This is a genomic window from Pseudomonas sp. MUP55, from assembly GCF_034043515.1.
Classification (GTDB): Bacteria; Pseudomonadota; Gammaproteobacteria; order Pseudomonadales; family Pseudomonadaceae; genus Aquipseudomonas.
In genome coordinates, this window is record NZ_CP138214.1 from 2,963,423 (window position 1) to 2,983,121 (window position 19,699).

The window sequence follows — 19,699 nt, forward strand, 5'->3', positions numbered from 1 at the left end:
AAAACCGGGAGTTTGCCCCAAAGTGACGATCAAGACCATTTTTCTGGAGTGGTTTGGTACAGATTCCTACTACAGAACAGGCTATTCTGGCTGGTCTTTTGTATTGCATTGTTTTTGCCGTCCGAGGGAACTTGTCGATAGCCCGCGCTTACTCAAGTAACAGGCCCGTCAAGTGGCCAGCGGTAAAAACCTCATCTTTTTTGGGAACGCCTTATTATGTCTACCTCCACCATCCTTGTTGTCGAAGACGACGCCATTGTGCGCATGCTGATCGTCGATGTGCTTGAGGAGTTGGAGTTCGCAGTGCTTGAGGCCGCAGATGCGCAAGAGGCGCTGCAGGTGGTGAAGGCCAATGACACGGTCATTGACCTGATGATGACCGACGTGGGCCTTCCGGACATGGACGGCAAGGAATTGGCGAACCTGGTCCGTACGCTGCGCCCTACCCTGCCTATCCTGTTCGCCAGCGGCTATGCCGAAACGATCGACGTGCCGGCCGGCATGCAGGTGATTGGCAAGCCATTTTCGATCGATCAACTGCGCGATAAAGTCAAATCCATGTTGCCCGCGTAATCCCTTGTCCTTTTGCAGGTTTTAACGTGACGCCGGGGAAATAAAACAGGACACTCATCGCCTTCATTTCCCCGTCAGTCAAAAGAACTCTGGAAGGACGCAACAACATGATTGGACAACCTGCGCGCCTGGTGTTGGCGAGCCTCTCGATACTCATGAGCACTGGCGCCTGGGCCGACTTCACGGCGACCCCCAACGAAGCACGGGCCATCGCCAAGGAAGCCTACCTGTACGGCTACCCAGTGGTGCAGATGTACAAGACGCTCTACACCCAGGCCGTTGACAAAGGCGGCGCCAACTACAAGGCCGCGTTCAATCACATCGGCAATACCGCGCAGGTATTCACCCCCAAGGACACCGCGTTCGTGACGCCGAACTCGGACACGCCCTACTCCTTCGTCTGGATGGACCTGCGCAAGGAACCGCTGGTACTGACCCTGCCCAAGATCGAAGACAACCGTTACTACTCGGTGCAGTTGATCGACCTCTATAGCCAGAACATCGCCTACCTGGGCACGCGCAGCACTGGCAACAACGGCGGCCACTATATGATCGCGGGGCCCGACTGGAAGGGTCAGCAGCCGGTCGACATCGACCGCGTGGTGTACAGCGAAAGCAATATCGCCTACGCGCTGTATCGCACCCAGCTGTTCGATGAAAAAGACCTGAGCAAGGTCAAGCAAATCCAGAACGGCTATAAAGTGCAGCCGCTGAGCAGCTACGTGAAACAACCGGCCCCGGCCAAAGTGCCGAAGATCGAGTGGCCCAAGCCGATGGCGAACATGGGCGACAGCCCGCAACTGTTCCGTTATCTGAACTTCATGCTCGCCTTCGCGGCACCGCAGGACAGTGAGAAAGACCTGCTGGCACGCTTCGCCACTATCGGCATCGCCCCCGGCGCGCCTTTCAAGCTGAACCAGTTGACCGCCGAGCAGCGCAAAGCCCTAGAAGATGGGATTGCCGATGGCAAGGCCGAGTTTGCCGCGTTCAAGAAAGACAAGATCGATACCCAGCAAGTCTCCAGCGGGGAGTTGTTCGGCAGCCGTGACCGCCTGAAAAACAATTATCTGTACCGCTATGCCGGCGCCAACCTCGGTATTTTCGGCAACTCCACCGACGAAGCCGCTTACTTTACCTACTTCGATGACAGCGAAGGCAAACCGGCCAACGGCGCGCGCCGTAGCTACACGGTGCACTTTGCCAAGGATCAACTGCCGCCGGCGGATGCGTTCTGGTCGCTGACCATGTACGACGCCAAGACCAAGCTGCTGGTGCCCAACCACAAGAAACGTTACCTGATCAATTCCCGCATGCTGCCTGACCTGAAGCTGGACGCCGACGGCGGCCTGACCCTGGCCCTGCAGCATCACGAGCCACCGAAGGCCGAGCAGAGCAACTGGTTGCCCGCGCCAACCGGACCGTTCTTCGCGGTGCTGCGTATTTACCTGCCCAAGCCTGAAGTCAGTAACGGTCAGTGGAAATTGCCGCCGTTGACGCCGCTCAAGTAACCCGCAGGCAATGAATGCGCGGCGCAGACGACTCACATGAGCCCTTGCGCCGCGTTGTCCTGGCTATCGGAGCTTGAGATAAGACTGATGCAGGTCGGATGCCCATCCATCGATGACGCTTTTCACATCGTCAGCCTTCATTACCTGGGAGTCGTTTGACAGCGGCTTTCCTGTGCCTTTGCGCACCACTTCGGCAACCACTTTTCCGTTGGCGCCATCGAGAAACTGCGCTTCCGTGCCCAGGGTGGTTTCCTGGTCGCGAATTCCGGTGCCAGTACTCACTGCCGCCGCAAGGAACGCAACAGGCACGTATTCGTATGGCTTGAGGCTTTGGGTTTTACTGCTGACCGCCGTAATCGCCGCGCGCACCACCAGCACTCCGGGGCCCGGACCTTTGGCCAGCGGCATTGAACGGGCCAGTTCACGCTTGAGCGCCTGGTTGTAATAGTCATTGATGCCGCGCAGGGTGCTGTCTGGAATTCGCGTGGTGGCTTGAGGCTTGGGGTAGAACTGTGTGGGCTCGATGTACACCGCGTTGTAGCGGCTCAGGTCGAGTTTGGGATCGACCCAGCGCATCACCTCGACGCCAGAGGGCGACTTGGCTTCCTTAAGCCTGCTGTAGTCCGACAGAAAGCCCGAATACTCGTCCGGTTGCGTGACGTTGCTGGCGCAACCGGCCATGCCGATGGAGGCAATGCACAGCGCGCTGACCATTAGCCTAAGTTTCATCAGTGAACTCCCTGGCGATCATTAATCGTAAGAATGAGCTGTAGGTATAGCCAAGTTCTGGGGAATACACCTGATTAACGCGGCAGCGCAAATTTATTCACAACGCCGGCGCGGCGTGTGCGGTGGTGGTGGCCCAAAAGCTGTCGGCGAGGCTGTTATCGCCGATACGGCCTTCCCGCGTGCGCAGCCTTACATTGGCAAACCCTCGACCACCTAATCGGTCCGCAAGCCCGGCGGCCCACTGGCAACTGCATGTGACTAATCCGCGCGCGGTGGGTAAGGTGACATCACATCCCCTGTCCGGAGCATCGCATGCGCACCATCGGCCTCATTGGCGGCATGAGCTGGGAGTCCAGTGCCGAGTACTACCGCATCATCAACCAGCAGGTGCGCGACCGGCTCGGCCCGCTGCGTTCGGCGCAGCTGCTGATGTACAGCGTGGACTTCGGCCCCGTGGAGCAGGCCCAGCATGCGGGGCGCTGGGACGATGCCGGGCTGATTCTCGAAGAGGCCGCCCGCCGCCTGCAGGCCGCGGGCGCTGACTGTGTGGTGCTGTGTACCAATACCATGCATAAAGTGGCGCCGCGTATCGAAGCGGCGGTGACGATTCCCTTTCTGCATATCGCCGATGCCGCCGCCGCCGCGGCGCTGGAGCGGGCACCCTGACCGTCGGCTTGCTCGGGACTGCGTTTACCATGGAACAGGACTTCCTCAAGTCTCGCTTGGTCGCGCAGGGCCTGACCGTGCTGGTGCCGGACGCCGAAGCGCGCAAGGACGTGCACCGGATCATCTATGAGGAGTTGTGCGTGGGCGTGATCAGCGCCGAATCACGCGCCATCTACCAGCGGGTGATCGAGTCCCTGGCCGCGCGCGGTGCCCAGGCGGTCATTCTCGGTTGCACCGAAATCAGCCTGTTGATCAAGCCCGAGCACAGCCAACTGCCACTGCTGGACACCACCGAGCTGCATGCGCAGGCTGCGGTGGCGTTTGCGCTGAAGGATTAAGCCGGCTTGCGCAGGCGCGCCATGCTCAAGGTGTCGACGAAGACACCGTCACGCAGGGCGTAGTCGCGCCAGCGCCCTTCGACCTCGAAGCCGAATTTGCGATACAGGTTGTGCGCTGCTTCGTTGTCGGCGTACACCGTGAGTTCCACCCGGTGCAGGTTCATCCAGTTGTCGGCCACGTCCAGCGCGGCCGTCAGCAATTTCGAACCGACGCCCTTGCCTTGCCAGGCGGTCGCCACCCCCATGCCGAATGACCCCACATGGGCCTGGCGCACGCGCAGGTACTGTTCCAGGCCCAATTGACCAATCACTTCACCGCCGTGCAGCGCCACCAGTTGCAGTCGGCGCTCGTTGTCCATCACCAGGCGCTTGCGCCACGCTTCGATTGACTGAAAAGGCATCTGCAGAACCTGACGGCATACGGCCGGTTCGTTGTAGAGCGCCGCGACGCCCTCAAGGTGGGCCTCGGTGAAACGCTGGATCACGATGGGTGGCTCAGGTGGGTGCATCGTATTTCATCCGTTGAAAGACCAGTGGCCGCCCAGTGTAGGGGATTGCGCCATTGGCACAACAGGCTGTCGTTCAAGCCACAGGCCGTGCCAAGCGCCACACCCTTGCAATATCCGAAGCCCGCTCGCGCAACAGGCGCGGCGCCTCGCGGCATGCCTCTTCCAGGCTCATCGGCCCGGATGGCAATGCAAACGCGGCATCCACACCGTGGGCGTACATCTGCTCGTAACCGTCGCCCAGGGTGCCGGCGAGCACGATCACCGGGACCTTGTGACGGCGGGCGATGCGCGCCACGCCAAACGGGGTTTTACCGCGCAGCGTCTGGGCGTCGAAGCGGCCTTCGCCAGTGATGACCAGATCGGCGCCGCGCACGGCGGCGTCGAGGCCCACCAGTTCGGCCACCACTTCAACGCCTGCGCGAAACTGTGCGCCCAGGAAGGCCTTGGCCGCAAAGCCCAGGCCACCGGCCGCGCCGCTGCCGGGTTCGTCGCGAACGTCCTTGGGCAGCACCTTGGCGCAGTGGTCGGCAAAATGCCCAAGCGCGGCGTCCAGCTGTTGAACCTGCGCGGGGCTGGCGCCTTTCTGCGGGCCGAAAATCGCCGAGGCGCCATGGGCACCGCACAGCGGGTTGTTCACATCCGCCGCGATCTCGAAGCTGACCTGCGCCAGCCGTGGGTCAAGGTTCTCCAGACGGATACGCGCCAGGCCGCCGAGGGCCAAGCCACCGGGGGCCAGTGGCTGGTCGTGTGCATCGAACAACTGCACGCCCAACGCTTGCATCGCGCCCGCGCCGCCATCGTTGGTGGCGCTGCCGCCAATCGCCAGGATAATGCGCCGGGCGCCCTGATCCAGCGCGGCGCGGATCAGCTCGCCAGTGCCAAACGTGCTGCTGGCGCAGGCATCGCGCTGCCCCGGCGCGACCAGTTGCAGGCCGCTGGCCTCGGCCATTTCGATGATTGCGGTGTGGCTGTCGGCCAACCAGCCCCAATGTGCCTGCACCCTGCCCCCCAGCGGCCCCTGCACCGTTTGGCTGCGCAATTGGCCGTTGCACGCAGCGAGCACCGCCTCGACCGTACCTTCACCGCCATCCGCCATCGGACATTGCACCAACTGCGCGTCAGGCCAGACCTGGGCCAGCCCTTGCGCAATGGCCTGGGCGACCCCTGCGGCACTCAGGCTGTCTTTGAACGAGTCGGGGGCGATGATGATTTTCATGGGCGTTCTCCGGTTTTTATGACGCCCATGCTGCCAGTTGGCTCGGCCGATGACGCCGGTCCGATGCACAAGTACGGGTGAGGTTTGTTGTTCATTTTGACAATGCCTGGGGCAACAGTTGCACGCCCAGGTACAGCGCCAGCATGCCATCCAGGGTCAGCGGGTCGACGCCGCTCAACTCGGCGATCCTTTCCATGCGGTAACGCAGGCTGTTGCGGTGAATGCCCAGCGCGTCAGCACAGGCCTGGCTTTGCCCGTCGTGCTCGCACCAGCTGCGCAGCGTGGCCAGCAGTTGGCCGTTGCTGTCCTTGGCGAGGACTTTGCGCAACGGGTTGAGCAATTCATCCAGGGCATCGTCGTTGCGGTGGCGCCAGAGCATGACCGGCAGACGATAGCGGTTGAGCATCAACAGCCGCGAGTGCGGCAGGATATCGCGACCGTAGGCCAGCAAATCACTGACGCGCCGATAGCAACGACGCAACCCGGCCAACCCGTCCGCCTGCCCACCCACGGCCACCCGCAAGATATTCCAGCCCAGGCCATCGAGCTTTTCCAGCAGGCGCAGGTTATCGACCTGCACGGACGTCGGGCGACACCACAACAGGGACAACTGCGCCGAACTCACGCACCAGCTGTCCGGGTAACGCGACGTGAGCCAGGCGCTCAAGGCTTCGGCCGACTGCCCCACGCCCAGCTCGAACAGATAAGGCGTACGCGCCAGTTGCGGCTTGAGGCCCAGTTGTTGCGCTTCATCGACCAGGCGCGGCGCGTCTCCCGTATCGGCCAACAGCAGTGCCAGCAGGTCGTCGCAGCGCTGGCGCCGCCACTGCTGCTCGGCCTGCTGATGCCGCTGGCTGACCAGCATCTCGGCGGTCATGCGCACCAGCTCAGCGTAGGTCCGCAGGCCTTCCGGCTCGCCGGTGATACCCAGTACGCCGATCAGGCGCTGATCATGCATCAGCGGCAGGTTGATGCCTGGCAGCACGCCTTTGAGGTGCTTGGCGGTCTGGCCGTCGATTTCGACCACGCGCCCGTTCGCCAGCACCAGTTGGGCGCCTTCGTGCCGGGTGTTGATGCGCTCCGGCTCGCCGCTGCCGAGGATCAGGCCCTGGCTGTCCATGACGTTGACGTTGTAGGGCAGGATCGCCATGGTGCGATCGACGATATCCTGTGCCAACTCATGATCCAGCTCGAACATGGCGCGCTTTTCCTTCAAAGACAGTTGGTCACCGGCACAGCGCAAAGCGGGCTTGGCTGTGCGCGAGCACAAAGACAGTCGCCCATCGCGTCACCGAGACTGTTTGGGCGATCAACGTTACCCTCGCATCGCGAAAAATCATAATAAAGAGAGACTCCCCATGTCACAGAGCGCCGCTGCAGCACTGGCCACCGATGACGATAAAAACGCCATCTACAAGCGCGTTACCCTGCGCCTGATCCCCTTCATCTTTATCTGCTACCTGTTCAACTACCTTGACCGGGTGAACGTTGGCTTTGCCAAGTTGCAGATGCTCGACGCGTTGAAATTCAGTGAAACCGTGTACGGCCTCGGTGCCGGGATTTTCTTTATCGGCTACGTGCTGTGTGGCGTGCCGAGCAACCTGGCACTGACCCGGTTCGGGCCAAGGCGCTGGATTGCACTGATGATGATTGTGTGGGGCACCTTGTCCACGTGCCTGCTGTTCGTGACCACGCCGACGCATTTCTACACCTTGCGTCTGTTTACCGGTGCTGCCGAGGCAGGTTTCTTCCCCGGCGTGGTGCTGTACCTCTCGCAGTGGTTTCCGACGTTCCGCCGGGGCCGCATCATGGCGCTGTTCATGTCGGCGATTCCGGTCTCCGGTTTGCTCGGCAGCCCGTTTTCCGGCTGGATTCTCAACCACTTTGCGGGAGGTCAAGGCGGCCTCGCCGGCTGGCAGTGGATGTTCCTGCTGCAAGGCATCCCCACGGTGATCCTCGGCGCCCTCGCCTACTTCCTGCTCAGCGACAGCTTTGCCAATGCCAAGTGGCTCAAGCCCCACGAACGCGCGGTGCTGGAAGCTGACAAGGCCACCGACCTTGCGAACAAGCCGAAAACCAGCACCGACTCCCTGGCCGAGGTGTTCAAGAACCCGGCGATCTGGGCGTTCGGCCTGATCTATTTCTGCATCCAGAGCGGCGTCTACGCGATCAACTTCTGGCTGCCGTCGATCATCAAGAACCTGGGTTTCAGCGATAACCTGGTGATCGGCTGGCTCAGTGCGATCCCGTACCTGCTGGCCGCGGTGTTCATGTTGCTGGTGGGCCGCTCCGCGGACTTGCGCAAGGAGCGTCGCTGGCACTTGGTGGTGCCGATGTTGATGGGCGCGATTGGCCTGGTGATCGCGGTGAATTTCGCCACCACCCCAGCGATCGCCATTCTCGGCCTGACCATCGCCACCATGGGCGCCCTCACCGGCCTGCCGATGTTCTGGCCGGTGCCCACCGCCATGCTCAGCGCAGGCGCAGCGGCGGGCGGCCTGGCCTTGATCAATTCCATGGGCCAGATGGCCGGGTTTCTGAGCCCGTACATCGTCGGGTTCGTGAAGGATGCGACGGGGTCCACCGATGTGGCGCTGTACCTGCTGGCGGCGGTTATCGTCGCCGGCAGTGTGCTGGCGTTGCGGATGACGCGCACCTTGAAGGTATAAAGCGGCCCAGCTGAGCGGGCTTGCTGCAGGGAGGGGCTGCCTCCCTGCATCTGGAGGGTGTTACAACAGGCCGCCGCCGTCGATATCGATCACGGCGCCGGTCATATAGCCGTTTTCCATGGCCAGTACATACCCCGCCGCCACTTCCTGCGCCTGGCCGATGCGCCCAACCGGCAAGGCTGCGCCCGCCTTGGCAAACATCGCCAGGCGCTGTTCTTCCCCAAGCCCGGCATAAGCCGGTGTGTCAATCACACCGGGGCTGATCACATTGACGCGGCGCGGCGCCAGCTCCTTGGCCAACTGCTTGCCCAGCGCTTCGGTGGCGGCGTTGATGCCAATCTTGATGAATTGCCCCGGCACCAATTTGCGCCCCAACTGGCCGGAGGTCAGGCTGATGCTGCCGCGCTCATGCAGAAACGGCAGTGCCTGTTGAATCGTGCGCAACGCGCCCCAGAGTTTCACGTTGAAGTTGGCCTGGGCTTCGTCCAGGTCGGTGTCGACCAAGGTTTTGGCCTTGACCGAAGGGCCGGAGGTGTAGACCAGGTGATCAAAGCGCCCCACGGTTTCGAACAGGCGCTGCAACGAGGCGCTGTCGCTGACATCCACCGGTTCGCTGCGAATGCCGTCGTGCAGCGCCGACGTCAGGCGGCGCCCCGCCACCACCACGTTTGCACCGCGCTCTGCCGCAGCCTTGGCGACGGCCGCGCCGATGCCGCTGCTGCCACCGATCACGATAATGGTTTTGCCGCTGAGAGACGTTGTCATGGAAACAGGTCCTGCGTAAGAAAGTGAGTGTTCATCTTCCACGCTTGGTAATCAGAGAAAAATCCCGGTAAAACGACAAGATCTTTAAAGGAATTTTACAAATGACCTCGATCGTCGACCTTGAAGTGTTCGTGCGCACCGCCGATACGGGCAGCCTGTCTGGCGCGGCACGCGCGCTTGGCTTGACCCCGGCCGCCGCGAGTATCGCCCTCAAGCGCCTGGAAACCCGCCTCGGCCTGCGCTTGTTCGCCCGGTCCACCCGCAGCATGCGGCTGACGGAGGAAGGCCGGCGTTATCTGGACAGTGTGCGCGTCGCGCTGGCCGCATTGAACGAGGGTGAACAGGCGCTCAAGCAGCAAAGCCAGGGCCTGACCGGTTTGCTGCAAGTGGCGGCGCCCTCGGATTTCGGGCGCAATGTGGTGCTGGGCTGGCTGGACGCATTCAAGGCCGAACACCCGAACATCCGCCTGCAATTGATGCTCAACGACAGCAACGCCGATCTGTTTCGTGACACGGTCGACATTGCTTTGCGTTTTGGCGTGCCCCGGGACTCCAGCCTGGTGGCCCTGCCCATCGCCCCGGACCACCACCGCGTCGCCTGCGCGAGCCCCGCCTACCTGGCGCGGCACGGCACGCCGCAACACCCCACGCAACTGTCAGGACACAGCGCGTTGCGTTACATGCGCCAAGGCCAAGTCAGCAAAACCTGGCGCTTTTGCCAGGGTGCGCACGTGGAAGAGGTCGAGGTCAGCGGTGACTTTCTCAGTGACGACGGCGAAGTCGTGCGGCGCTGGGCCCTGGCCGGACACGGCATCGCCTACAAGGCCCGACTGGATGTGGTGGGCGACCTTGCCGCCGGCCGACTGGTGGCGCTGTTTGAAGGGTGGCAAGGCGAACCGGCACCGTTCAACCTGATGTGCCCCCATCGCCTGCAGGTATCGGAACGGGTGAAGGTACTGCAACGTTTTTTACAGGCGCGCTGCCAGACATTGCTCAATGCATGAAGAAACACGCACAGGGCTTGTTCCAGAGCATTCGTGTCTGGTATTGCATGACACACGTTCGCCTGCCACGAGGAGCTTTGCATGATTTACCGCACACTGGGCCAGTCCGGGTTGAAGGTCAGCGCACTGACGCTGGGCACCATGATGTTTGGCGAACAAACCAGCACCGAAGACTCGCTGCGCATCATTGATAAAGCCTGGGACCAGGGCATCAACTTTATCGACACCGCCGACATCTACACCGGCGGGCGCTCCGAGGAGATCGTCGGCGAGGCCATCGCGCGCAACCGCCAGGACTGGGTACTGGCCTCCAAGGTCGGGCTCGGCCCGGCAGACGGCCTGCCCAACCGCAATGGGCTGAGCCGCAAACGGCTGTTCAACGCGCTGGATGCCAGCCTGGCTCGCCTGGACACCGACTACCTGGACATCTACTACCTGCACCGCGAGGACCACGACACCCCACTGGAAGTCACGGTATCGGCGATGGGTGACCTGATTCGCCAGGGCAAAGTGCGCTACTGGGGCTTGTCCAACTATCGCGGCTGGCGTATCGCCGAGGTCATTCGCGTGGCCGAGCGCCTGGGCGTGGATCGGCCCATCATCAGCCAGCCGTTGTACAACATCGTCAATCGTCAGGCCGAGGTCGAGCAAATCACCGCCGCTGCCGCCTACGGCCTGGGCGTGGTGCCTTACAGCCCGTTGGCCCGTGGCGTGCTCAGCGGCAAGTACGCCCCTGACCTTACGCCAGAACCTGGAAGCCGCGCGGCACGCCAGGACAGGCGCATTCTGGAGACCGAATGGCGGGTGGAATCGCTGCGCATTGCCCAGCAGATCCAGCAATACACCCAGGGCCGTGGCGTGGGAATAGTCGAGTTCGCGATTGCCTGGGTGTTGAACAACGCGGCGGTGAGCTCAGCCATCGTTGGCCCGCGTACAGAGGCGCAATGGGATGCCTATACCGGGGCGCTGGCCGTGGAGATCACCGCCGAAGATGAGGCGTTCATCGATTCACTGGTAACGCCGGGGCATTCGTCCACGCCGGGCTTTAATGACGTAGGGCATTTCGTATCGGGTCGGATGTCGCGCTCATAGAGGGCCCGGCTCCCAAGTAATCGATGCAAACCGACCGTTTTGAGCCATTTTCCGTCCCTCGCCCCAAAACAGCGCACTTCTGAGGCCCAAAAGCACCATAATCCCCTCGTTTATCTTCAATCGGCTTTCGCGAGGACAGCGTGTCTAAAGGTGTTGTGTTATCGGTAATGGCCTCGGTGTTGTTTGCCGTGATGTATTACTTCACGTCTCTGCTCACTCCCCTGAGTGGCCTGGAAATTTTCGGCTGGCGCATGTTGCTGACCGTGCCCTGCATGACCGTGTTCATGGCGGTCAGCGGCGAATGGCGGCGGGTGTGGGAATTGCTGCGGCTGCTGGCGGCCAATCCGCGCGTGATGGGCGGCGTGCTGCTGTCGTCTGCCTTGCTTGGCGTGCAGTTATGGCTGTTCATGTGGGCGCCGCTGAACGGGCGCAGCCTGGATGTGTCGGTGGGGTATTTCCTGTTGCCGCTGACCATGGTGCTGACCGGGCGCCTGGTCTATGGCGATCAGTTGTCGCGCTTGCAGCAGATCGCCGTGGTGTTTGCTGCGTGTGGTGTGCTCAACGAGTTGTACCAGGCCGGCGGTTTTTCCTGGGCGACACTGGTGGTGATCATCGGTTACCCGGTGTATTTCGTGGTGCGTAAATACCTGGGCACCGACCATCTGGGCGGCCTGTGGCTGGACATGGCGTTGATGTTGCCGGTGGCCTGGTGGTTTGTGCAAAGCGGCGAACAGGGCTTTGCGGTACTGGATGCACAGCCCAGACTCTACGCGTTGATCCCCATGCTGGGCGTGATCAGTGCGTCGGCGCTGGTGAGCTATATCATCGCCAGCCGGTTGCTGGCCTTCAGCCTGTTCGGGCTGCTCAGTTATGTGGAACCGGTGTTGTTGCTTGCGGTGGCGCTACTGCTGGGTGAGGGCATCAAGGGCGGGCAATGGCTGACCTATATCCCGATCTGGCTGGCGGTGATGGTGCTGGTGTATGAAGGGTTCAAGCACTTGGTGCGTCAACGCAAGGGCTGAATCGGTCAAAAATGTGGGAGGGGGCTTGCCCCCTCCCACATTTGATCGCTGTTGTGTCAGGGATTATTGCTTAGTCAGTGGTCAATACACCGCGACGCACCTGGTCGCGCTCGATCGACTCGAACAACGCCTTGAAGTTGCCCTCGCCGAACCCATCGTCGCCTTTACGCTGAATGAATTCGAAAAACACCGGGCCCATCAGGGTTTCCGAGAAAATCTGCAGCAGCAGACGCTTGTCGCCCGCGATCGAGGAGCCATCGAGCAAGATGCCGCGTGCCTGCAGTTGCTCCACCGGTTCGCCGTGATTCGGCAGGCGACCTTCGAGCATTTCGTAGTAGGTGTCGGGCGGCGCGGTCATGAAGCGCATGCCGATATTCTTCAACGCGTCCCAGGTCTTGACCAGGTCGTCGGTAAGGAACGCCACGTGCTGGATGCCCTCGCCGTTGAACTGCATCAAAAACTCTTCGATCTGGCCTGCGCCCTTGGACGACTCTTCGTTCAACGGGATGCGAATCATGCCATCCGGCGCGCTCATGGCCTTGGAAGTCAGGCCGGTGTACTCGCCCTTGATATCGAAGTAACGCGCTTCACGGAAGTTGAACAGTTTCTCGTAGAAGTTGGCCCAGTAGGCCATGCGCCCGCGGTAGACGTTGTGGGTCAGGTGGTCGATGACCTTCAGACCAGCGCCTTGCGGGTTGCGGTCTACGCCTTCGAGGTAGACGAAGTCGATGTCATAGATCGAGCTGCCCTCGCCAAAACGGTCGATCAGGTACAACGGCGCGCCGCCGATGCCCTTGATCGCCGGCAGGTTCAACTCCATCGGGCCGGTTTCGATATGAATCGGCTGAGCCCCCAGTTCCAGGGCGCGCTTGTAGGCTTCCTGAGAGTTCTTCACGCGAAACGCCATGCCGCACACCGATGGTCCGTGTTCGGCGGCGAAATACGAGGCAAGGCTGTTGGGCTCGTTGTTGAGGATCAGGTTGATCTCGCCCTGGCGATACAGGTGGACGTTCTTGGAACGGTGGCTGGCCACTTTGGTGAAGCCCATGATCTCGAAGATCGGCTCCAGGGTGCCCGGGGTCGGAGAGGCGAATTCGATGAATTCAAAGCCCATCAGGCCCATCGGGTTTTCGTATTGGTCGGTCATGGTCGGTGCCTCATCATGCTTGGAGTAAACAAATGGTTATTTGCGGACAAGGATGAGGTCAGCGGGTGGCGCACAGGACAGGCCCCGCACACTGCGAGCGAGGAAGTCACCAAAGATGAGGGGTGAACCGAGTTGCTTCATGGTGTCATCAGTCTCTGACGGCCGAGGCTTGCGTGAGCGCAAGTCATATTCTTGTATGCGTAAATCGATTCTACACAGCGTAACCGGATTTGTCCGTACTCTTATCAAATCCCCATTGCCCTGGCTCGCGCAAGGGTTTGTTACACAGGTAGATGCCCGTCAGAATCACCGGGCCGCCAAGCAACATGGCCGGCGTCAGTTGGTAAAATGAGTCTTTCCTCATGACCCTGACCCAGCTGGAGATCTTTTCCCTGGTGGCTGAACTGCAAGGCTTTACCAGCGCCGCTCACCGCCTGGGTATCAGCCAGTCGGCGGTGTCCCATGCGATCAAGGCACTGGAACAGGAGTTGGGCGTGGAGCTGTTTCGACGCCACCAGACGCTGGTTGAACCGAGCGACATCGGCGTGCAATTGCTCGGACGTGCCCGCGCCATGTTGGGCCTGGCCAGTACGCTGCAGCAGGAAGCCGCCGACGCCCGCGGCATGAAGCGCGGCACGCTGCGCATAGGCTCATTCGGGCCCACTGCATCGATCCGCTTGCTGCCCAACATCCTCAACCATTTCCGGCAGGCTTATCCCGGCATAGAGATACACGTCGACGAAGGCCCTGACCGGCAGGTCATGCAGTGGCTGGATGAGCGGCGCGTGGATGTCGGCTTTGTCGTGCTGGAGCAGGAGCGCTTCGACACGGTGGCGCTGCTGGAGGATCAGCTGGTGGTGCTGCTACCGGCCGGGCATCCGTTAACCGCGCAGGCTGCGCTGCCTCTGCAAGCGTTGTGTGATGCGCCGTTTATCTTGACTGAAGCCGGGTCATCGGAACTGGTCACACGCCTGTTCAGCCAGGCGCAATTACAGCCCAAGGTGCGTTACCGCTGCGCACAGCTGCTTAGCACGCTGGAAGCGGTCAGCCGTGGCGACGGGCTGAGTATCGTCGCGCAGGCCTCGCTGCCGGCAGCCGCCGATTCGCGTTATGTGGTGCGGCCGCTGGCGCCTCGGGTACCGCGTCAGATCGGCCTGGCCGTGCTCGACCGCCGCCATTGCTCACCGGCGACACTGGCATTTATTGCCGTGGCGCAAAAGCTGTATCCGGCCGCGCCTTGAAGCTAATCCTGCCTGCGGCAAGCGCTGTGACGTTTTACCGAGCACCCTGTCGCAATGCCATCTATCATCGGCATAGTCCCCTATTCTGCATGGCTGCCCCTGTATGCCCCTGACCTCCAAAGGCACCCGAAGTCGAGTCGCCCGCTGTTTCGTCAGCGCAGTGTGCGGCCTGCTCCCCGTTTTACTTGGAGTAGTGATTCTTTATGGGCAAGCCGAGCGCACACTTGAGCAAAGCACCGCTCAAACGGCGGAGGAAGCCATACGCCAATTCGACTTGATGCTCGATAACACCGCCCTCGCCGCCCAGGCTTTGTTACCCATGGCCGGCTTGCCGTGCGATGAAACCGCCCGACTGGCACTGCGTGAGCAGGTCACCCGCCGGCCGTTCGTGCGCGCCACCACCTTGTCCTGGCAGGGAAACATCTATTGCAGCTCGTTGTTTGGCCGCCGGTATGAGTCGCCGGTCAACCCGGACGACTACGTTGGCGGCAGCCTATGGTTGATGAGCGGCAACCCCGTCACACCGGATACCGCGCTGCTGGTGCATCGGGTGGTCGAGGGCGATCGAGGCGCGTTCGCTTCGATTGACGGTTACCACCTCACCAATGCCTTGCGCCTGATCAGCCGTTACGCATTCCTGGTACTCAAGGTCGGCCCCAATTGGCTGGCCGCCGACGGCAAGGTCCATACCGGCGCGCCGCTGGCGTTTGCGGTGGCCCCGCAGTACGTGGCGTCCAGTCGCTATGACTACAGCGTCGACGTGGGCATGCCTGAAGGTGAGGTGTGGCGTTATATGGAAGCGCGTTATCGCGCAGTGTTCTGTCTCGTGGTGTTTTTTGGTGTGCTGGCCGGCATCCTTGCCTATTGGCTGCAGGGGCGATCTTCGGCGCCTACCCAAGAGTTGCAACGCGCCCTGGGCGCCAATGAATTCATTCCGTATTTCCAACCGGTGGTGCGTGGCGACACGCGCCAATGGGCCGGCTGCGAAGTGCTGATGCGCTGGAAACACCCCAAAGAAGGCCTGGTGCGACCGGATATGTTCATTCCTCTGGCCGAACATTCCGGGCTGATCGTGCCCATGACCCGCGCCCTGCTGCGCCAGACCGCTGCGCAGTTGGCGCCCCATGCCGAGCGCTTCAGCGCGGGTTTCCATATCGGCGTGAACATCACTGCGCGGCATTGCCAGAATCTGGACCTGGTGGACGACTGCCGGGAGTTCCTCGCAGCCTTCCCGCCCGGCCAGGTTACCCTGGTGCTGGAGCTGACCGAGCGTGAGCTGATCGAACCTACCGACACCACGTGTCGCCTGTTCGACACGCTGCGCCAGTTGGGCGTGATGATCGCGATAGATGACTTCGGCACCGGGCATTCCAGTCTGGGTTACTTGCGCAACTTCAATGTGGACTACTTGAAGATCGACCAAAGCTTTGTCGCCATGATCGGCGCGGATGCGCTCTCACGGCATATTCTGGACAGCATCATAGAACTGTCGGCCAAGCTGGACCTGGGTATCGTTGCAGAAGGTGTGGAAACAGCGCAACAGTGTGATTATCTGGTCGCCCAAGGTGTAGATTTTCTGCAGGGCTATCTGTTTGGCCGTCCCTTGCCCTGCGATGAATTCATTAAATCGCTGACCAGCCAACGAGCAGCCAGCGACTACCCAAGATGAAAGAATGTTATTTAGACAAAAGACATGATTTACTCGAAGTGGATTAACTACTACAATTTTTCCTGCTGGCGATACACTTGAACATCGGTGTTTTCGTTGAGTTAGCTTAATCCTCTTGGCTTAAGGCTTTCTCCGCAGTAGATATCAGCTAACTACACTATTGGAGTACAGATTTTGTCCAGACTCGCCGAATTTCGCGCAGCAGAAAAAGCCCTTCAAGAGCAGCTTGCCCAGCTGGAATCCCTGAAAAACGACGCCGGGCTGAAGAAAGAAATCGAATTTGAAGAAAAGCTCAAAAAGCTGATGGGCAGCTACGACAAAAGCCTGCGCGATGTAATCTCCATCCTTGATCCAAACCCGGGCAAGTCGGGTGCCGCAGCCGCCACCGCGCCGAAACAGCGCCGCGCACGCGTGGTCAAGGTCTATCAGAACCCGCATACCGGCGAGCTGATCGAGACCAAAGGCGGCAACCATCGTGGCCTGAAAGCCTGGAAGGAAGAGTACGGCGCAGCCACTGTAGATTCCTGGCTTCGCGGTTGATTTACATGCACTAACAAAAAGCCCCGCTTAAGCGGGGCTTTTTTTGTTTAAAGGTTCGCAAACGAACTTAAATTAAAGTTCACATTTGTTCGCATCGCCCATTCAAAGTTTGAGGCTGTCACGCACTGAACTGATTTCATCCTTGCTGGCCTCGTAGGCTTGCGCCTGGCCCGCATATGAAAACACGTAGGCTTTATCGGTATCCACCGCCCCCACTAGTGTCTGCGATAGCACATGTCGGCCGTTCTCGGTTATCACACAGGTAGTTTCCAGTGCGTCCAGGCGGCTCAATCTGACGGGATGCATCTTGGTGCATACGCTTTGATAACCGCCTTGGGCAAAATCTTTCTGAATGGATTTACGCATTTCCAGCAAGACGCCTTGAAGATTAACGTTGTGCCCGGCCTCTATGGGTGTGCCGGTCAACTCCATCACCATTAATGTCTTGCCGTTTTCATCATTTTTGATGGCGCGCTGGCGCGAGACGGTTTGGGGTTTGCCGGACGTATTGCCGTCGGGCTCGACCTCCTCGACCTGCCAGCCACTGGGCCAATGAATCTGCGGATCGGCGGCCAGCACGAACGGGCTGCCCAGCACCAGGCACAACGTAGTCAACAGCGGTTTACGAAACTTGCTCATTGCAAAAAGCATCCAAGGTTCCAGCCCCAAAGTTTGCGGCCCGAGCCCCACAGCTCGCAAGGGCCGCGTCAGCTTTTTCATTTGGCGCGACCGCCAGGCCTTGCGTATCATGGCTCGGCTGCACGGATGCTTGCCGCAAGCCAAGGGACCGCTTTGCCCCATTTTTTTCTGGAGGGCCCATGAGCCTGCACGAACTGAACACCTTCCCAGGCGTCACTGCCCAACCTGATACCGCCACCGCGAACTTCGTGTTCAACCACACCATGCTGCGGGTCAAGGACATCACCAAGTCGCTGGACTTCTACACCCGCGTACTGGGCTTTTCCCTGGTTGAAAAACGCGACTTTCCGGAAGCCGAGTTCAGCCTGTATTTCCTGGCCCTGGTGGACAAGTCCCAGATCCCGGCTGACGCGGCCGAGCGTACCCAGTGGATGAAGTCGATCCCAGGCATTCTGGAACTGACTCACAACCACGGCACCGAAAACGACGCCGACTTCGCCTACCACAACGGCAATACCGACCCGCGCGGCTTTGGCCATATCTGCATCTCGGTGCCGGATATCGTCGCAGCGTGCGAACGCTTCGAGGCCCTGGGCTGCGATTTCCAGAAGCGTCTGAGCGACGGCCGCATGAAAAGCCTGGCCTTCATCAAGGACCCTGACGCGTACTGGGTTGAGATCATTCAGCCAGCACCGCTGTAAAACAAAAAACCCCATGATCGCTCATGGGGTTTTTCATTTGCGTGCTGGGTGTTACGCCGGCGCGGAAGTGCGGATCAGGTGATCGAAGGCACTCAAGGAAGCCTTGGCGCCCTCGCCTACTGCGATGACGATCTGCTTGTACGGCACGGTCGTCACGTCACCGGCGGCAAACACACCGGGCAGCGAGGTCTCGCCGCGCGCATCAACGATGATCTCGCCGCGCGGTGTCAGTTCCACGGTGCCTTTGAGCCAATCGGTGTTAGGCAGCAAACCGATCTGCACGAAGATGCCTTCCAGGTCGATGGTCTTGAACTCGCCACTGTCGCGATCCTTGTACGCCAGGCCGGTGACTTTCTGGCCATCGCCTTTGACTTCACTGGTCAACGCACTGGTGATCACATCAACGTTCGGCAGGCTATAGAGCTTGCGCTGCAACACAGCGTCGGCGCGCAGCTTGCTGTCGAACTCCAGCAAGGTAACGTGGCTGACAATACCGGCCAGGTCGATGGCGGCTTCGACGCCGGAGTTGCCCCCGCCAATCACCGCCACGCGCTTGCCCTTGAACAGCGGACCATCGCAGTGGGGGCAGAAGCATACGCCCTTGGCCTTGTATTCCTGCTCGCCTGGCACACCCATTTCACGCCAGCGCGCACCGGTCGCCAGGATCACGGTCTTGGACTTGAGGGTCGCGCCGCTTTCGAAGCGAATTTCGTGCAGCTCACCGGCATTTTTGGCCGGCACCAGGCTACTGGCACGCTGCAGGTTCATGATGTCGACGTCGTACTGACGCACATGGGCTTCCAGGGCGCTGGCCAGTTTCGGGCCTTCGGTTTCCTGTACCGAGATAAAGTTCTCGATGGACATGGTATCCAGAACCTGACCGCCAAAACGCTCGGCGGCCACACCGGTACGGATGCCTTTGCGCGCAGCGTAGATTGCAGCCGATGAACCTGCCGGCCCACCGCCGACAACCAGTACATCAAAGGCATCCTTGGCGCTGATTTTCTCAGCGGCTTTTTCGATACCGCTGGTGTCGAGCTTGGCGAGGATTTCCTCCAGGCCCATGCGACCCTGACCGAAGTTCACACCGTTAAGGTAGACACTTGGCACCGCCATGATCTGACGCTCATCGACTTCGGCCTGGAACAGCGCACCGTCGATGGCCACGTGGCGGATGTTGGGGTTGAGCACGGCCATCAGGTTCAGCGCCTGGACCACGTCCGGGCAGTTCTGGCACGACAGCGAGAAGTACGTCTCGAAGCTGAACTCGCCTTTCAAGGCACGGATCTGTTCAATCACTTCGACACTGGCCTTCGACGGGTGGCCACCGACTTGCAGCAGGGCCAACACCAGCGAAGTGAATTCATGCCCCATGGGGATACCGGCGAAACGCAGGCTGATATCGGCACCCGGGCGATTGATGGAGAACGACGGCTTGCGCGCGTCATTGCCATCGGTGTTCAGGGTAATCAGCGTAGTGAGGCTGGTTACATCCTGCAAAAGAGCGAGCATTTCCTGGGATTTCGCACCGTCGTCGAGGGAGGCAACGATCTCGATCGGCTGGGTGACCCGCTCCAGGTAAGATTTCAACTGAGCTTTAAGATTGGCGTCCAACATACGGGCGATTTCCTATAATTTCGGGTATAAAAAAACGCCCGAGCGAATCTCGCC

The 19,699-nt window shown here is 60.6% G+C and carries 18 protein-coding genes and 1 pseudogene; 11 read left to right on the plus strand and 8 right to left on the minus strand.

Annotated features, from left to right (window positions below; genetic code table 11):
- The first annotated feature begins 216 nt into the window (after positions 1-216).
- Both SC318_RS13220 and SC318_RS13225 read left to right on the plus strand, forming a co-directional pair.
- On the plus strand, positions 217-573 hold the full coding sequence (locus SC318_RS13220) for a response regulator (protein ID WP_320431163.1): 357 nt from the start codon (positions 217-219) through the stop codon (positions 571-573).
- A gap of 107 nt (positions 574-680) precedes the next feature.
- The gene (locus SC318_RS13225) at positions 681-2,081 is read left to right on the plus strand and encodes a DUF1254 domain-containing protein (protein WP_320431164.1); all 1,401 of its coding nucleotides are present in this window, start codon (positions 681-683) and stop codon (positions 2,079-2,081) included.
- A gap of 63 nt (positions 2,082-2,144) precedes the next feature.
- Here SC318_RS13225 and SC318_RS13230 read toward each other — a convergent pair whose 3' ends face one another.
- Entirely contained in the window at positions 2,145-2,810 is a 666-nt protein-coding gene (locus tag SC318_RS13230; RefSeq protein WP_320431165.1) for a DUF3313 domain-containing protein, read from the minus strand.
- 312 nt (positions 2,811-3,122) lie between these two features.
- Here SC318_RS13230 and SC318_RS13235 point away from each other — a divergent pair.
- Positions 3,123-3,814, plus strand: a pseudogene (locus tag SC318_RS13235) (aspartate/glutamate racemase family protein).
- On the opposite strand, the gene SC318_RS13240 reads toward SC318_RS13235, so the two are convergent.
- The 3 genes from SC318_RS13240 to SC318_RS13250 all read right to left on the minus strand — a co-directional run bounded on the left by SC318_RS13240 (position 3,811) and on the right by SC318_RS13250 (position 6,737).
- On the minus strand, positions 3,811-4,323 hold the full coding sequence (locus SC318_RS13240; protein ID WP_320431166.1) for a GNAT family N-acetyltransferase: 513 nt from the start codon (positions 4,321-4,323) through the stop codon (positions 3,811-3,813). The pseudogene SC318_RS13235 and the gene SC318_RS13240 sit on opposite strands and share 4 nt — an antisense overlap.
- 73 nt (positions 4,324-4,396) lie before the next feature.
- Positions 4,397-5,539 carry a glycerate kinase gene (locus SC318_RS13245; RefSeq protein WP_320431167.1) on the minus strand — a complete coding sequence of 381 codons (1,143 nt, stop codon included), beginning with the start codon at positions 5,537-5,539 and terminating at the stop codon, positions 4,397-4,399.
- A gap of 91 nt (positions 5,540-5,630) precedes the next feature.
- Positions 5,631-6,737, minus strand: a complete 1,107-nt coding sequence (locus SC318_RS13250; protein ID WP_320431168.1) for a sugar diacid recognition domain-containing protein — start codon at positions 6,735-6,737, stop codon at positions 5,631-5,633.
- Positions 6,738-6,897: 160 nt separating this feature from the next.
- Here SC318_RS13250 and SC318_RS13255 point away from each other — a divergent pair, with 160 nt between their 5' ends.
- A complete protein-coding gene (locus SC318_RS13255) occupies positions 6,898-8,208 on the plus strand; it encodes an MFS transporter (RefSeq protein WP_320431169.1) in 1,311 nt (436 codons plus the stop codon).
- A 60-nt stretch (positions 8,209-8,268) separates the two neighbouring features.
- Here the strand turns inward: SC318_RS13255 and SC318_RS13260 are convergent, their stop codons facing one another.
- Positions 8,269-8,973, minus strand: a complete 705-nt coding sequence (locus SC318_RS13260) for an SDR family oxidoreductase (protein ID WP_320431170.1) — start codon at positions 8,971-8,973, stop codon at positions 8,269-8,271.
- A 101-nt stretch (positions 8,974-9,074) separates the two neighbouring features.
- On the opposite strand from SC318_RS13260, the gene SC318_RS13265 reads away from it, so the two are divergent.
- The 3 genes from SC318_RS13265 (at position 9,075) to rarD (ending at position 12,091) form a co-directional block, all read left to right on the plus strand.
- Complete coding sequence (locus SC318_RS13265) at positions 9,075-9,977, plus strand: LysR family transcriptional regulator (protein ID WP_320431171.1); 903 nt, start codon at positions 9,075-9,077, stop codon at positions 9,975-9,977.
- Positions 9,978-10,058: 81 nt separating this feature from the next.
- Positions 10,059-11,069, plus strand: a complete 1,011-nt coding sequence (locus SC318_RS13270; protein WP_320431172.1) for an aldo/keto reductase — start codon at positions 10,059-10,061, stop codon at positions 11,067-11,069.
- 140 nt (positions 11,070-11,209) lie between these two features.
- On the plus strand, positions 11,210-12,091 hold the full coding sequence (rarD, locus tag SC318_RS13275; protein WP_320427135.1) for an EamA family transporter RarD: 882 nt from the start codon (positions 11,210-11,212) through the stop codon (positions 12,089-12,091).
- Positions 12,092-12,161: 70 nt separating this feature from the next.
- On the opposite strand, the gene hppD is transcribed toward rarD, so the two are convergent.
- Positions 12,162-13,238, minus strand: coding sequence for a 4-hydroxyphenylpyruvate dioxygenase (hppD, locus tag SC318_RS13280; protein ID WP_320427136.1), 1,077 nt, complete (start codon positions 13,236-13,238; stop codon positions 12,162-12,164).
- Between the two features lie 362 nt (positions 13,239-13,600).
- Between hppD and SC318_RS13285 the strand changes: the two genes are divergently transcribed.
- The 3 genes from SC318_RS13285 to SC318_RS13295 all read left to right on the plus strand — a co-directional run bounded on the left by SC318_RS13285 (position 13,601) and on the right by SC318_RS13295 (position 16,688).
- Entirely contained in the window at positions 13,601-14,479 is an 879-nt protein-coding gene (locus tag SC318_RS13285; protein ID WP_320427137.1) for a LysR family transcriptional regulator, read from the plus strand.
- Between the two features lie 103 nt (positions 14,480-14,582).
- A complete protein-coding gene (locus SC318_RS13290; protein WP_320427138.1) occupies positions 14,583-16,148 on the plus strand; it encodes an EAL domain-containing protein in 1,566 nt (521 codons plus the stop codon).
- A gap of 174 nt (positions 16,149-16,322) precedes the next feature.
- Positions 16,323-16,688, plus strand: coding sequence for a histone-like nucleoid-structuring protein, MvaT/MvaU family (locus tag SC318_RS13295; protein WP_320427139.1), 366 nt, complete (start codon positions 16,323-16,325; stop codon positions 16,686-16,688).
- Between the two features lie 102 nt (positions 16,689-16,790).
- Here the strand turns inward: SC318_RS13295 and SC318_RS13300 are convergent, their stop codons facing one another.
- On the minus strand, positions 16,791-17,327 hold the full coding sequence (locus tag SC318_RS13300) for a DUF4946 domain-containing protein (RefSeq protein ID WP_320431231.1): 537 nt from the start codon (positions 17,325-17,327) through the stop codon (positions 16,791-16,793).
- Positions 17,328-17,506: 179 nt separating this feature from the next.
- On the opposite strand from SC318_RS13300, the gene gloA reads away from it, so the two are divergent.
- The gene (gene gloA, locus SC318_RS13305) at positions 17,507-18,028 is read left to right on the plus strand and encodes a lactoylglutathione lyase (protein ID WP_012724171.1); all 522 of its coding nucleotides are present in this window, start codon (positions 17,507-17,509) and stop codon (positions 18,026-18,028) included.
- A 51-nt stretch (positions 18,029-18,079) separates the two neighbouring features.
- Here gloA and ahpF read toward each other — a convergent pair whose 3' ends face one another.
- A complete protein-coding gene (gene ahpF / locus SC318_RS13310; protein WP_320427140.1) occupies positions 18,080-19,645 on the minus strand; it encodes an alkyl hydroperoxide reductase subunit F in 1,566 nt (521 codons plus the stop codon).
- Positions 19,646-19,699 lie beyond the last annotated feature (54 nt).

Excerpts from the sequence above, each read along its gene's own strand:
- SC318_RS13220 (WP_320431163.1), top strand. The coding sequence starts at position 217 with ATGTCTACCTCCACCATCCTTGTTGTCGAAGACGACGCCATTGTGCGC.
- SC318_RS13225 (WP_320431164.1), top strand. The coding sequence starts at position 681 with ATGATTGGACAACCTGCGCGCCTGGTGTTGGCGAGCCTCTCGATACTC.
- SC318_RS13230 (WP_320431165.1), bottom strand. The coding sequence starts at position 2,810 with ATGAAACTTAGGCTAATGGTCAGCGCGCTGTGCATTGCCTCCATCGGC.
- SC318_RS13240 (WP_320431166.1), bottom strand. The coding sequence starts at position 4,323 with ATGCACCCACCTGAGCCACCCATCGTGATCCAGCGTTTCACCGAGGCC.
- SC318_RS13245 (WP_320431167.1), bottom strand. The coding sequence starts at position 5,539 with ATGAAAATCATCATCGCCCCCGACTCGTTCAAAGACAGCCTGAGTGCC.
- SC318_RS13250 (WP_320431168.1), bottom strand. The coding sequence starts at position 6,737 with ATGTTCGAGCTGGATCATGAGTTGGCACAGGATATCGTCGATCGCACC.
- SC318_RS13255 (WP_320431169.1), top strand. The coding sequence starts at position 6,898 with ATGTCACAGAGCGCCGCTGCAGCACTGGCCACCGATGACGATAAAAAC.
- SC318_RS13260 (WP_320431170.1), bottom strand. The coding sequence starts at position 8,973 with ATGACAACGTCTCTCAGCGGCAAAACCATTATCGTGATCGGTGGCAGC.
- SC318_RS13265 (WP_320431171.1), top strand. The coding sequence starts at position 9,075 with ATGACCTCGATCGTCGACCTTGAAGTGTTCGTGCGCACCGCCGATACG.
- SC318_RS13270 (WP_320431172.1), top strand. The coding sequence starts at position 10,059 with ATGATTTACCGCACACTGGGCCAGTCCGGGTTGAAGGTCAGCGCACTG.
- hppD (WP_320427136.1), bottom strand. The coding sequence starts at position 13,238 with ATGACCGACCAATACGAAAACCCGATGGGCCTGATGGGCTTTGAATTC.
- SC318_RS13285 (WP_320427137.1), top strand. The coding sequence starts at position 13,601 with ATGACCCTGACCCAGCTGGAGATCTTTTCCCTGGTGGCTGAACTGCAA.
- SC318_RS13290 (WP_320427138.1), top strand. The coding sequence starts at position 14,583 with ATGCCCCTGACCTCCAAAGGCACCCGAAGTCGAGTCGCCCGCTGTTTC.
- SC318_RS13300 (WP_320431231.1), bottom strand. The coding sequence starts at position 17,327 with ATGAGCAAGTTTCGTAAACCGCTGTTGACTACGTTGTGCCTGGTGCTG.
- gloA (WP_012724171.1), top strand. The coding sequence starts at position 17,507 with ATGAGCCTGCACGAACTGAACACCTTCCCAGGCGTCACTGCCCAACCT.
- ahpF (WP_320427140.1), bottom strand. The coding sequence starts at position 19,645 with ATGTTGGACGCCAATCTTAAAGCTCAGTTGAAATCTTACCTGGAGCGG.